Here is a 12,083-nt window from a genome sequence, read left to right on the forward strand (position 1 = left end):
GTTTTCAAATGAAATTTGAAAATCAATTTTTCAAGATGCCCCCGCTAGTGCCCCCGCTCTGTCAATGCTGGTGACTTTTTGGCTCCGCCCCCGAGATAGTTACCAAGAATGTGATGCCGGGTTACAGACCATTCTAAATTCTTTATCGATGAGACGTTAAAATCATCATTATTAGTTGCCTGTAAAATTTACGACTAATGAGAAATTTATTGAAAACATACTCGGCTTCATACTTGGTTATGTTGTTTTAACTTGATAAAGCTATCAAGTCTAGCTAGCTAATACATAGGTTAAATGATGTTTTTTGATAGATTTTTGCTATGTATTTCCATTATAGATTGATTTGTTTGATTTCTGCGTATGATAATGGTTGTTGTTTCTATTTAAGAAAATTTTCCCAGTGTCCCATCAAAATTGTGGCAAAATTATACCATTTGGGTAAAAAATTACTTGCGAAATGATACCCCAGTTGATTGAGGTAAGTGATGCACCATGGAAGGTACTACCACCAGGCATCCACACAGCGACCTTACAAGAAATAGAGAATTTCTTTGCAATTAATAATGAAAGAAGAGCTATTTTTAATGGTTTATATGCTGCAGCAAAAGCATTGGCCGATGCAGGATGTCAGAAGCTATACATAGATGGTAGTTATGTAACAGGGAAACCAATACCAGGAGACTTTGATGGCTGTTGGGTGCCCGATGGGGTTGACCCAAATAAATTAGATCCTGTATTACTTGATTTCGGGTGTGGGCGTAAAAATCAAAAATCTAAATACTTAGGTGAGCTGTTTATTGAGGGAATTGAAGGGCAGTCTGGGTTGCCATTTTCTACATTCTTTCAAAGAGAAAAGCATTCCGGAAAACAAAAGGGTATTTTGACGGTCGATTTGCAAAATGAACAGTTTCTCTGAGGCGAGGGAGGTGGTAAATGATATGCACCGATCTTGAATATGCTACAACACTCGCTGAGTATAAAAAATTATGTGATGCACTTGCGGCACTGGGTGAAGTAGATAGTGCAAACTGGATATCCACCGCTCAACGTGACGCACTAAGTTCTCAGGTATCCGACCTAGAACTGCAAATGGCTGAGTATATAAAACTTAAAGAAGGTGCGCTGCATATTTCAACTTGCTCTGATCTAAATGATTTGCCTCGAATATTGATACAGGCAAGAATCTCTCTTGGCTTATCTCAGCTGGAGCTAGCCAATGTAGTTTCCCTACCTCTTAATACTATTAAGAAATATGAAAGCTCTTATTACAAGGGTGTTAGTCTAAAGAAAATAGTTGAAATTGCCAGTGCATTAAAAATTAAATTTAATGAGGACTGGTCTGGTGTTGACGATAATCATCGAAATTCAATATATACATGGTCCGAAGAAGGAAATATAAAGTGGGAATTGTTTCCTATTAGGGAAATGATAAAGAAAGGGTGGCTGAAATTAAAAAATAAGCAATCACTCTCGGATGCTGCGAGGGATTACTTTTCTCATGCAGCTGGATTTGGATATGCTTCAGTTCTACATAGGAAAAAATTTCATGGTAATAGTTTACCAAATGAGTATGCGCTTTTGGCTTGGCAGGCCCGTGTTTTAGAAAAAGCAAGAACGCTTGTAAGTGCTGGAGGTATCAACGAGTTTGAATTGAATGACTCATGGATTAATGATTTAGTCCGACTCTCTATTAAAGAAAATGCGCCTGAGCTAGTAAAATGCTTCCTAGCAAAGCATGGAATTGTTCTTGTAATTGAAGAACATTTGAGCGGAACATATTTAGATGGGGCTGCCATGTTGCTGGAAAGTGGCAATCCTATTGTAGCTCTTACACTTAGACATGATAGGCTAGATAATTTTTGGTTTGTTTTAATGCATGAGCTTGGCCATGTTTTCTTGCATTTACATAATTCTCTTCAGATGGATTTCTTTGATGAAGAAGGAGATGGGGGCTGTGATGATTTAGAAATGGGTGCAGATAAATTTGCTTTAAATCATTTAATCCCTGAGCCGGAGTGGGACTTATGCTTGTCTAGGTTCTTAATGACGGAGGAGTCTGTTGTTATAGATGCTGAAAATCTCAAAATCCACCCAAGCATTATCGCTGGGCGAATTAGAAATGAGTCTTCAAATTATATAATTTTATCCAACCTGGTTGGGCATGGCATGGTTAGAAAATATTTGAGAAAAAGCGATGATTAAGTTAGATCAATACGTTCCTATTTTGAAATGGCAACAAGCTGAGTATCAGGCACTAATGAGATCGAAGCCTGATGTAAAGAATGTGCTATTCCCATTATTTGTAATCCCTCCTATTGGCTACGATTTTGAAGAAAAGCGAGCTAAAAAAAACATAAATGAGCATATAGAGCCTATTGGAAACCGTATTTTTACAAAATGGGGAAAAAGAAAGGCTCTTCTTGATATTGATAGCAGTTTGGAAAATTTACGGATGGCGAGCGGGCAAAGTGTCATTGGATATTTATTTCAGGACTTAAGAAGTAAGGAGTGTGAAATTATTCCCGTGGCAAGTCTTGATCGCGGTTATGATTTTGTTGAAGACATAAGTGAAATAATCAAAATGGATCGAAGAGGGCTGGCTCTAAGAATTAAGCTTGACGATCTTATGCAGGCCAATATTAACGATAGAATAAATGCAATACTTAAATTTTTAGATGTCACTCCCAAAAACGTTGACTTTATACTAGATCTGAGGCGCCCAGAAAAATTTGAACCATATGATGTATTTTGCAAAGCACTAGTATCAGCCATTCGGCGCGTTGTTGCCATTAAAGATTTTCGATCCTTTGTTGTATCAAGTTTGTCACTTGATATGAGTTCAATTAAAAAGCCTGGTGGGTTTGTAATTAGGCATGAATGGATTTTTTATAAAAAACTTATAGAGTACATGTCTACAATAAGAATTCCAACTTATAGCGATTATACTATTGAGTATCCCGAATTTATTGAACAAGACATGAGACTTTTGAATCCAGCAGGAAAAATAATCTATTCTACAGATGACTCTTGGCTTATTCCAAAAGGTGGGGCGTTTCGTGGAGGGGAGACGCAAATGAAGGGGCATTGTGAAAAAATTGTTAAGTCTGGTCATTATTCCGGCCATGAGTATTCGGACGGTGACTCCAGAATATATAAAACCGCAGCCGGTTTAGATAACAATGGAAACCTTGGTACTTGGAAGCAAGTTGGAATTAGTCATCATTTTCGAAAGGTTGTAGATCAACTCGCCAATCTTCACGTGCTCTAAAATATAACTTTATATTTGAGACTAATTCATTAATTGTAAGTAAATCTACTAACTTTAAATACAGTGACTTTCTTGCTCCAGAAAGGTCATGCCCATTTATTCCGTTATTTTTTAAAATTTGAAGTGTTTCGTTTCGCCAGAGTAAGTGTGCGATAGAAAACGCATCTGCAGATGGGTTTAACAATGCCCTGCGGATGGTTTTGAATGTTATTCCTCCTCGCGGGCCTTTTATAGCTAGAGTAACTCCACACCAAACTGGTGTGTTATTTAATATCTCGGCCAGATGGTTTTCCGCCGTAACAATTGTTAATTTTTGCAAGCTTTTTTTATACTCATTTAATTGCCCGGAGAGCCTTGCTAGTGTATCTTTTGAACTTTTTATTTCATATCCATGTATGTGTTTATCTAACACAGCTACATCTATTCTGTTTCTGCCATGAGCAAGGCCTAATTCGTTTATGATTAGGGTGTCATTTCCTTTTTGATGATTTTTTATTATTTTTTTGTGCAATGCCGAACGTATTTCCATGTCTGCAGTGCTGCTATCTATTTTTGTTTTTCTCATAACCTAATCTTGAATTTGCTTAATATAAATTTGTGCTTGCAATGTAAGTTGAGTAATTTGATTTAGTGGCGAAAGTCTTAAATTCTTAGCAATCTGTATACAGATCAGTATACAACGCAATCAGAAATTTTACTTACTGCAACGAGAGGAGGACCTCTTGTGACTCTTAAAGTTGCTGGTTTAGCTTTCGGCTCTGTACTCAGCGATGAAGTCCAGAAAGTCAGGATGTCGATGTATGGCTGTTCCAACTGCTTAACTTTTTCTCACATATGTAGCAAAAACCGCTGCCAACGCTGCCAACACTGCCAACTCGTCTGTAAGTTGCTGATTGGTATGATGTTAGTTGTTGGCAGTGGCGACTAAAGCACTGCCAACTGGCCGGGGCAAACTGCCAACTGGGCGGGATGGGGCGGAGGAACTGCCAATTGACTGCCAACACTGCCAACTCACTGCCAACAGAAAAAGCTATATAAGTCAGTCTATTGGAGAGGTGTTGGCAGAGTTGGCAGTGTTGGCAGTGGGTTTGGCCTCACGTGAGAGATTTTGCGCTTACTCTTCCGCTTCGCCGCCGTGCGGATGCAACTGCATGCGGTAGACCTGGCCCACGCCTTTGCCGCCATGCACAGTCCAGCCGGCGCGACCTTTTGGCCGTTGCAACATCCCCGCCCGGTACAGAACTTCGCAGGCATGCCGCACTTCATAGCCGGCGATGACTTCACCCTTGAACGCGCCCGGCGTCACCAGAAACACCGCTTCGCCGTCTAGCGTGTAGCGCTTGTAGCCCATCAAATTGGGCACCAGTGGGTCGCTGTCATTCATCGGCAGCAGCACGAAGCGGGCGTACTGGCTGGCCTGCAATACGGCGGCGGCCTGGTCGATCAGGCGTGCGTCGTCGCGGTCTTCGATGCCGAAAGCCTGCATCCAGCGCTGCCACGTGGTTTCCACGCCTTGAATCGCCTGTTCCACCGTCCAGCCAGTCAGGCCGGCATGGCTGGCCATTTCGGCCGCCGCCGATAAGATGGCGAATTTGCGCGTGGCGCGGCGCACGGTAGGGGCGGCTCCTTCGGGTACGGCCGCCAGCATGCGCTGTTGCGATTTTTCCACCCACTGCACCGCCGCCGCCCGGTTGTCCTGCAGCCAAGCGACGAAGGCGCGACCGACAGTGCCGTAATGGCTGCGCGCATGGCGGGTTAGCTCGTCGGCGAAGACTTCGCCATTGCTGCGGCCGTGGATGTGGTCGAATGCGCGATAGGGGCCCGTATCGGCCGGGATATCGAGCAGGCGGATTTCCTGCCCGCCGCGCGGCGTCTGGCCGCCTTCGGTCAGATACTGGCTCATCGCCACTTCGCCAGTTGAAATCATGGTCAGTTTCCACGAACGGGCGGCGCGGTTGCCGCCTTCCTTCGCGCCTTGCAGCTTGGACACGCCGTTCAGCATGCTGTAGATGGCCGGGCCAATCTTGCGCGCGTCGCCGGAACCGACTTCATCCAGATAGATCATCATGTCGTTGCTGGCTTCGGCCTCATTGGTCAGCCCTAGCGCGGTGCCGGACCAGGTGTGCAAGGTGCGCTGCGGGTCGCCCCAGATGCTGGCGGCGGTATCGGCGCAGGTACTCTTGCCCGATGAGGAATTGGTGTACAGGTGCAGGCCGATGCCGTCCCGTGCCCCGCACAAGGCCAGCAGCGGGCCGGCCAGCGCGCACGCAATGGTCGTCATCGCCAAGGGGTTGCCCAGCGCCAGCGCACCGACGGTGCCTTGCCAGTCTGTCAGGCTGCCGGCCGGATGGTAGGCGCTGGCGTCCTTGGGGCGGCCGTTGAAATGCATCTTGCGGTTGGGCCGGCCGATGATGTCACCGTTCGGCAGCACAAACGCGCCATGTTGCCAGCCGGACATATTGATGATGTCGTGCCACTCGGTGGAGCCTTCGCGCTGCAGCCAGTGGGCCAGCCGCGCCTGGCCGCCGCGGTCGGTGGTCAGCGTCAGACCGCCTTTGCGCAGCAACGCCCAGCCGGCGCGCTCGCCAATGTCGGCGCTGGGCAAGGCGGTGGTCATCACCTCGCCATTGCCCTGGCGCTGCCATTTGACGATGCGGTGATGGTTGCCGTCCGCATCCGTCCCGCAGCCCAGCAGTTCCATCTTGTCGCTGAGCCATTCCGGCGGCTGCTCCAACAGCTCGCCGGTATCGCGGTCGCGTTTGACGGCGATGTAATGCACGCCGTCGCGGTTCACGTCATAACGCGGGCCGATGGCCAGCGCCGGGGCCTTCGCGGCCATCGCCAAAGCCTGCTTGTCAGCGCTGCCCATGGGATTCTCCTTGTTCGTTCAACACATCCAGCCAATCGCTGTCCGGCTGCTCGGGTATCAGCAGATGGACTTGTCGGCCATCGTCCTGCATCCGCCGCGCCAAGCGCCGAGCGGCGTTCTGGCCGGCCTGGTTGGCGTCGTTGTCGGCCATCACAAACAAATCGGTGACTTCATCCGGCAACACCGCATGCGACAGCCCCCAGGCCGACAGCGCCGCCCAGCACGGCAGTCCGCTGCCCTCGCACACCGCCAGCGCCGTTTCGATGCCCTCGGCCAGCGCCAGCTGGCCGTCTGAGGGCGGATACAAGCGGACCGCCGCGCCGGACAGATCGCCGGAACGGCCCAAGGCCAGTTTCTTGGCCGGCAGCGCTTCGCCGCTGACGGGGTGGAGCAAGGCGGCTTTGTGGCCGTCAAAGGTCAGCCAGGTGCGATGCAAGCCCACGTTGATGCCCTGCGGCGATGTCACCAGCGCCAGCATCGCCGGGAAGTGGCCCAGCCGCTGCGGCCGGCCGTGCAGTGTGATCCAGTAGGCCAAGGCCGGGTGATAGCGCAGGGCGCTAGGGTAAGTGGTCAGGCTCAAGCCTCGGCGCATCAGATAGCGGCCCACCGGGTCATCAGCCTTCACTGGCCGCGCCGCGCGCCACAGCTGCGCCAGGCGCTCGCGTTGGTCTCGTTGCGGCTGCGTGGCCGCAGGGGCGGCCGCTACGCGCGCCAGCTTCCCCTTCGCCCCGTTTAAGACCTGGGCGACGGCCTGCGCCGCGTGGAAGAAGTCACCGCCTAGCCAATGTTGCGCCAACACGAAGCCGTCGCCGCCCAGGCTGTCCAGGGCGCGGCAGACAAAACGGCCGCTACCCTTGTCGATCCACTCAAAACGGTCGCTGCCGCCGCAGGCTGGGCAAGGCTGATTGCGGCGCTTGGTAAAGACCTCGGCCGGAATGCCCAAGGCCATCAGGATGTCCGGCCAGCGGTCGCGGGCCTGCTGGCGCAATTGCGCGAGATCGAGCCTCATGATTGGGCCTCCTCATCGATGACGCCAGACAAGCCGGGGGCGTCTCGCCCGGTACGCGGGAGAGGGATTCGTGCGGTCATGGTCTTGTCCTTAGAGCAGTTGGCCGATGTCGGCGCTGGCGTCGATGACTTGTTGCTGCAGCGGCGCCAGCAGCCCGGCCAGGCGTTGTGCCGGCAATGGCTGGTTCTCGGCGTGGTCCAGCAGCTCGACCAAGCCCTGCAGGCCGTCGCCGGTGCGTGTCAGGCGCGAGACGCCGGCGCTGACGGTGTGTTCGATGCGGTGGCACAGGCTGGCCAGTTGGCTCAGCGGCTCGCGCAGCTCGGCATGTTCGGGGGTGTCGGCCAGCTGCTGCAGCTGGGCCAGTTGGTGATGGACGGCGGACAGGATCAGGGCATTCATGCCAGCACCTCCACGGCGAAACCGGTGGCGGTGCGATGAATCAAGGCGCGCTGGCCCTGGGCGACCAGCAAGGCGGCGAGCGCGCGGGCTTCGGCTTCGTTGGGCAGCGTGGAAACGGGACGGGTGGTGCGTGGAAATAGGGCGCGGAAAGCGCGTAGGGTGATGCCAGGCATGGAGGCCTCCTTCGTAAGCGTTACGCTTGCCATCCCGACGCCAATCGGGGGTGGCAGGCACAGGGCGGGATTGGCGTACCGATACGAAGGAACCGGCGCGTGCATGCACGCTCCCACCGAGGCCCGCCATAGAAGAAGACGCACCAAGGGTGTGTGACGGACGTAAAAAATGCCGCAATAGGCGGCCATCCGCCTTCGTAATCGGGACGCCAATCCCGGTCGCTGTTTTGAATGCGACGTAAAGATGGTGCAGCAATCGGGCGAGCTTGTCAATTCGCTTTCGAGCTTGGGAAATCGGGTTCGCGCAGTTCATCGGGGTGGATATTTCTAAAGCGTGGAGCGGGGTCATCGGGAATGGGGGCGGGTTTTACCAGGCATATTAATAAAGCCGCCAATCAATATTAAATAAGTGAATTAAATCTATTTCAGCCGACGCTATTCAAGGTCAATTTCAGGGGGCTACATGGCCCGCCGGCCGGCGAGCCATGGCGCTTAGTCCAGGACGCGATGCCGCACGCGGCCGGGCGTCACCATCAGCGCTTGCCGAGGCGAGGGCGACAGGCCCGGCAAGGGGCGCAGCCGCTCCGGCGGAATCCGCGCGCCGCCGTGGATGGGCTGGGCCAAGGTTATCGGCTCGCCCTCCAGCGTCTTGTACTGGTGGCAGCAGTCATCGTTGCTGCAGTTGTAGTAAATCTCCTTGGTCGCGGCGCTGAGCATGCGGCTGGTCCGCACCCGCGACACCGCGCCGCACAAGGGGCAAGGGAAGGCCATGATGCAGTCTCCTCAGTCAACGATTTCAACGGCGTCAATCAGCACGCAGGCGGCGAGGTTTTCGACGACGTAGGCGTCGTGGCTGGAATGATAGAACTCCACCCGATTCAGCGATGGCTCCTCATGGTAGTGGTAGCGGCTGGCGTGTGGATTGAAGTACAGCGACAGGTTGTCCAGCCGGGTAATCAAGATGCTGTCGCCGGGGAAGAAGGCGGCCGTCGCCGCTTGCAGCCCGCCCAGGCGCTGTTTGTGAAACACCAGGTCGTCCTGGGGATTCGCGTCGCAGACCGCATCCGGCAGCAAGTCCGCGCCCACCAGCACCACCAGGCCGGGATCATCGCGCCACGCCGGGGCTAACCGCTGCTTGAGCGCGTAGCGCACCAGGCGATGCAGCGAGCGGAAGCGTTCGCTCTCGCCGATGCGGGCGCCCTCGATCCAGTGTTGCGGCGCTTGCTCACGGATCTGCTGCAGCCAGCCGAGATTGACGTCTTCCAACTGCGGATGGGTCTCTCGGTTCGAGTTCGGCGCGCGCTGCAGACCGTGGAAGCCGATCATGATGCGGTCCAGCAGAATGCGGCGTTCCAACGCCTGCCGTGCGCGGGCTTCAAAGCCGGCCGGCGTCTGGCTCTCGCTCCACCAGGCGTCCAGCGTGTCGTAACTGAAGGCGGCGTCGAAGTTGGTTTGCTGGCAGTGGTATTGCGCCGGCCGCCAGGTCTTGCCGGCCGGCTGGCGTTCATGGCGCTGGGTGTCGACGGTGGCGGCCAAGGTGCCGGCGAGTTCGAAGTGCTTGGCCTGCCCGCGGATCTCGGAGACGCCGAGCAGGTTGATGGCGGACAGCAGCCGGCTGCGCGCCTTCAGCGCGTTGAAGCGGGCTTGCGCCGCTTGGGGCGTGGGGGTGGCGTACAGGCTGTCCTGGGCGCGGAACTGCTCCAGCGCGTGGAAATAGCGGTCGATGAACTGGTTCAGCGCGTGGCGGGTGGGGTTCTGCATATTGTCGTCTCGGTTAGCGGTTGATCAGGGTTTGGTACTGCGCGTCGCGCTGGGCTTGATAGCGCATGCGGGCCAACGGGCTGTGCGTCATCGAGGCCGGGGCGGCCAGCGCGGGCAGCGGGCGGTTGAGCAAGGCCAGCAAGTCGTCCGGTTCCGCTTGCGGCGCAGATTGCAGTGCCTGTTGCAGCTCGCCCGGCTGCAGCGCGGCATAGAGTTCGTCCTGATTTCTGCGCAGTTCGGCGCGGCCGAACAGCCGCTCGATGCAGGCCTTGGGCGCTTGCTCTAGCAGCAGCGCCAGCACCGGCAGCTGTTGCCCCCATTGCGTGATCTGGTCGTCCAGCACCGCGTCCCAATACTGACGACGCAGCGCGTGGCGCTCCTGCACCAGCGCTTCGCGCTGCTCGAACAGCGTCTCCTGCTGGATCTCGGCTTGAATCTTCTCTTCCTCGGCGATCTTGAGGGTTTCCTCGGCCAATTCCAGGTTGGCCATCTCTTTATGCTTCAACTCGCGCACCGCCTTGGTGGGAATGCCCAAGGTCGAGCGCATCGTCTGGCGGCAATCCTTGCGCGCCTGCTCGGCTTCGCTGCGCAGCGCCTCGGCGGTTTGGACGCGGCGCGCGGCGTTGTCGGCCAGGGTCTGCCAGGCGTTGAGGTCTTGTTCGAAAGCGGCCAGGCGTTCGGTCAGGCCGGCGATGGCGACAGCGACGGTTTCTTGGGTGGTGGGGTTCTGGATATGCATGGTCTGAGTCCGGGAAGTTGTGGGGTTAAGCGCGGCGGGCCGCGATGCGTGCCGCCATCCAGCTCTCGATTTCAGAGGACAGCCAGGCCACGCTCTTGCCGCCCAGCGGCACCGGAGCCGGGAAACGGCCCTGCTTGATGGCGTCGTACACCGACGAGCGGGACAGGCCGCAGGTGGCGATGACTTCCGGCAAGCGCAGAAAGCGCAGCGGTTGAGAAGAGGGCGAAGCGGCAACAGCGGTCATGAAGCGTCCTTGTTGGTGGAGGTGGATATCGGTGGATGGCATCGGATACGCCAATCAGCGAACGCAGTATTTCAGAAATGACAAACCGGGTTTGGGGGTTGGGTTGTGCCGCCCTCCCACACAACAAAAAAATTTGAAATGCCAAAAAAACGCGGAATTTGCTCTTGACGACGGGTGGGAAAACAGGAACGCAGGCGCAACATGGCCCGCCACGGAACGGCATCGGACGGCGGTGGACGGCGGTGGACGGGCTAGGACGCACTCAGCGGCCAGGAAACTGGGGACGGCAGGACAACGCGAAACGGGGACGGTCAGCGAACAGGGCGACTGCATGCATAGCGTGCATGAAAACGCATGAATCCGGGCGGGGGGACAAGGGCGCGCCAGGCCATACGGCAAGGGCCTGGCACGGGTTCATGCAGCTGCATGATTAGCGGCCCATGAAGCGTGGGGGCGAGGCGGGGCTTCGATAGCGCGCGCTGGGTGGCACTGGTAAAGAATGGATTTACGAGGGGTCAAATGGGTTGTATTGACCGCAGGCCAACCAGAGCGAGCCAACTATTGCATAAAAGCTAATCAGACGTGTGTTGCTATATTACTTTTTCTTATCGTTTGTAATTAATTTAGCCGCATCAATCTGCGCCTGGACAAAATCAGACCATGCTTGCAAGACTGTTTTCCGCTGCTCAGCATACTCGGCACGGTTGTAAACCCCTTTAATTCCGACGATTTTGTGAGCTAGTGCCTTTTCAATGGCGTCGGACGGATAGCCCATCTCATGTAAATGAGTGGATGCCGTGCGGCGGAAGTCATGTAGGACGAAATGCTGCACATCCAGCGATAGTGAGTTAACTGCTTGATTGAGCGTGCTCCGGCCAATCGGCCTATCTTCACGGCTACGACTGCTCGGGAAAAGAAACTTGGAATGTCCTGCCAAAATCTTTAGTTCTTGCAGCATTTCCAATGCTTGGCGGGATAGGTACACCCGATGGGGCTTGTTTTTCTTCATACGCTCAGCGGGGATGTCCCATATCCCAGCATCAAAATCAAACTCAGACCAAGTCGCTTGAATCAGCTCGCTCTTTCTAACCATAGTGATTGCTAACAAGTGCAGTGCTAGGCGTAGAGATCGGCGGACGTCTGATTGGTACACGGCCCGTAGTACTTGGCCGATTTCCTCGCCTGACAGCACCCGGTCGCGGCTTTCTTCCACAGCGATAAAGCGGGCCACCAGAGCTGCGGCAGGGTTGGTCTCCGCTAGTTGCCGGGCTATCGCATAGTCGTACATGCGCTTAGACCCGCTAACAAAACCTGTCGATAAATCGCAGACAGATCAATGAGAAAGCCAGCTTGAGTAAGGCGTAATGCGTATCCAGCCGCCGTTCGAAGCGGATGCGCAATTTCCCGAAGCCAGCTAGCCAAGAATGGGTTCGTTCTACCACCCAGCGGTGGCGACCTAGTCTCTCGCTGCTTTCCACCCCGCGACGCGCGATTCGCACCAAGATTCCGCGTCGGTTCAGGTGTTCACGGCAACGGCGGTAGTCATAGCCTTTGTCTGCATGCAGCTTGTAAGGCTTTTGCCTGGGCCGCCCTGGCAAACCAGGAACGGCAGGAATCGCAT

Annotated in this window: 14 protein-coding genes; 3 read left to right on the forward strand and 11 right to left on the reverse strand. The window is 54.2% G+C overall.

Features of this window, described 5'->3' with window-relative positions:
- Window positions 1-469 precede the first annotated feature (469 nt).
- From BR71_RS23670 to BR71_RS23680, 3 genes are read left to right on the forward strand one after another with little or no spacing between them, the layout of a single operon-like run.
- Window positions 470-916 carry a DUF6932 family protein gene (locus tag BR71_RS23670; RefSeq protein ID WP_208854891.1) on the forward strand — a complete coding sequence of 149 codons (447 nt, stop codon included), beginning with the start codon at window positions 470-472 and terminating at the stop codon, window positions 914-916.
- A gap of 17 nt (window positions 917-933) precedes the next feature.
- The gene (locus BR71_RS23675; protein WP_081862696.1) at window positions 934-2,202 is read left to right on the forward strand and encodes an XRE family transcriptional regulator; all 1,269 of its coding nucleotides are present in this window, start codon (window positions 934-936) and stop codon (window positions 2,200-2,202) included.
- Window positions 2,195-3,268 (forward strand): beta family protein, encoded by a 1,074-nt coding sequence (locus BR71_RS23680; RefSeq protein WP_081862697.1) that lies wholly within the window; start codon window positions 2,195-2,197, stop codon window positions 3,266-3,268. The genes BR71_RS23675 and BR71_RS23680 overlap by 8 nt, the downstream gene beginning before the upstream one ends.
- Here BR71_RS23680 and BR71_RS24245 read toward each other — a convergent pair.
- The 11 genes from BR71_RS24245 to BR71_RS23685 all read right to left on the reverse strand — a co-directional run.
- Complete coding sequence (locus BR71_RS24245; protein ID WP_156039001.1) at window positions 3,213-3,833, reverse strand: sce7726 family protein; 621 nt, start codon at window positions 3,831-3,833, stop codon at window positions 3,213-3,215. The genes BR71_RS23680 and BR71_RS24245 overlap by 56 nt on opposite strands.
- Before the next feature lie 549 nt (window positions 3,834-4,382).
- Window positions 4,383-6,137, reverse strand: coding sequence for a DUF927 domain-containing protein (locus tag BR71_RS15120; protein WP_043639214.1), 1,755 nt, complete (start codon window positions 6,135-6,137; stop codon window positions 4,383-4,385).
- Window positions 6,124-7,146 (reverse strand): DUF7146 domain-containing protein, encoded by a 1,023-nt coding sequence (locus BR71_RS15125; protein ID WP_043639217.1) that lies wholly within the window; start codon window positions 7,144-7,146, stop codon window positions 6,124-6,126. The genes BR71_RS15120 and BR71_RS15125 overlap by 14 nt, the downstream gene beginning before the upstream one ends.
- Before the next feature lie 90 nt (window positions 7,147-7,236).
- Complete coding sequence (locus tag BR71_RS15130) at window positions 7,237-7,545, reverse strand: DUF1484 family protein (RefSeq protein WP_043639220.1); 309 nt, start codon at window positions 7,543-7,545, stop codon at window positions 7,237-7,239.
- Entirely contained in the window at window positions 7,542-7,718 is a 177-nt protein-coding gene (locus tag BR71_RS24575; RefSeq protein WP_167604375.1) for a hypothetical protein, read from the reverse strand. Before BR71_RS24575 ends, BR71_RS15130 begins: the two co-directional genes overlap by 4 nt.
- Before the next feature lie 492 nt (window positions 7,719-8,210).
- Entirely contained in the window at window positions 8,211-8,489 is a 279-nt protein-coding gene (locus BR71_RS15135; RefSeq protein ID WP_043639223.1) for an Ogr/Delta-like zinc finger protein, read from the reverse strand.
- 12 nt (window positions 8,490-8,501) lie between these two features.
- On the reverse strand, window positions 8,502-9,479 hold the full coding sequence (locus BR71_RS15140; RefSeq protein ID WP_043639226.1) for a P2 family phage major capsid protein: 978 nt from the start codon (window positions 9,477-9,479) through the stop codon (window positions 8,502-8,504).
- Between the two features lie 13 nt (window positions 9,480-9,492).
- Window positions 9,493-10,218: a hypothetical protein gene (locus BR71_RS15145; RefSeq protein ID WP_043639229.1), complete on the reverse strand. Its 726-nt coding sequence runs from the start codon at window positions 10,216-10,218 to the stop codon at window positions 9,493-9,495.
- Window positions 10,219-10,243: 25 nt separating this feature from the next.
- Window positions 10,244-10,504, reverse strand: coding sequence for an AlpA family transcriptional regulator (locus BR71_RS15150; protein ID WP_244269648.1), 261 nt, complete (start codon window positions 10,502-10,504; stop codon window positions 10,244-10,246).
- A gap of 553 nt (window positions 10,505-11,057) precedes the next feature.
- Window positions 11,058-11,750 carry a tyrosine-type recombinase/integrase gene (locus tag BR71_RS15155; RefSeq protein WP_052370636.1) on the reverse strand — a complete coding sequence of 231 codons (693 nt, stop codon included), beginning with the start codon at window positions 11,748-11,750 and terminating at the stop codon, window positions 11,058-11,060.
- 13 nt (window positions 11,751-11,763) lie between these two features.
- Window positions 11,764-12,083 (reverse strand): transposase (locus BR71_RS23685; RefSeq protein WP_156038941.1); only part of this gene is annotated, 320 nt, incomplete at its 5' end.

This window comes from Chromobacterium haemolyticum DSM 19808, assembly GCF_000711885.1.
Lineage (GTDB): Bacteria > Pseudomonadota > Gammaproteobacteria > Burkholderiales > Chromobacteriaceae > Chromobacterium > Chromobacterium haemolyticum.

What these genes read in the sequence shown, in the direction of transcription:
- BR71_RS15140 (WP_043639226.1), bottom strand. Translation starts at nt 9,479, where the DNA reads ATGCAGAACCCCACCCGCCACGCGCTGAACCAGTTCATCGACCGCTAT.
- BR71_RS23680 (WP_081862697.1), top strand. Translation starts at nt 2,195, where the DNA reads ATGATTAAGTTAGATCAATACGTTCCTATTTTGAAATGGCAACAAGCT.
- BR71_RS15125 (WP_043639217.1), bottom strand. Translation starts at nt 7,146, where the DNA reads ATGAGGCTCGATCTCGCGCAATTGCGCCAGCAGGCCCGCGACCGCTGG.
- BR71_RS15130 (WP_043639220.1), bottom strand. Translation starts at nt 7,545, where the DNA reads ATGAATGCCCTGATCCTGTCCGCCGTCCATCACCAACTGGCCCAGCTG.
- BR71_RS24575 (WP_167604375.1), bottom strand. Translation starts at nt 7,718, where the DNA reads ATGCCTGGCATCACCCTACGCGCTTTCCGCGCCCTATTTCCACGCACC.
- BR71_RS15155 (WP_052370636.1), bottom strand. Translation starts at nt 11,750, where the DNA reads ATGTACGACTATGCGATAGCCCGGCAACTAGCGGAGACCAACCCTGCC.
- BR71_RS15135 (WP_043639223.1), bottom strand. Translation starts at nt 8,489, where the DNA reads ATGGCCTTCCCTTGCCCCTTGTGCGGCGCGGTGTCGCGGGTGCGGACC.
- BR71_RS23675 (WP_081862696.1), top strand. Translation starts at nt 934, where the DNA reads ATGATATGCACCGATCTTGAATATGCTACAACACTCGCTGAGTATAAA.
- BR71_RS15120 (WP_043639214.1), bottom strand. Translation starts at nt 6,137, where the DNA reads ATGGGCAGCGCTGACAAGCAGGCTTTGGCGATGGCCGCGAAGGCCCCG.
- BR71_RS24245 (WP_156039001.1), bottom strand. Translation starts at nt 3,833, where the DNA reads ATGAGAAAAACAAAAATAGATAGCAGCACTGCAGACATGGAAATACGT.
- BR71_RS15145 (WP_043639229.1), bottom strand. Translation starts at nt 10,218, where the DNA reads ATGCATATCCAGAACCCCACCACCCAAGAAACCGTCGCTGTCGCCATC.
- BR71_RS15150 (WP_244269648.1), bottom strand. Translation starts at nt 10,504, where the DNA reads ATGCCATCCACCGATATCCACCTCCACCAACAAGGACGCTTCATGACC.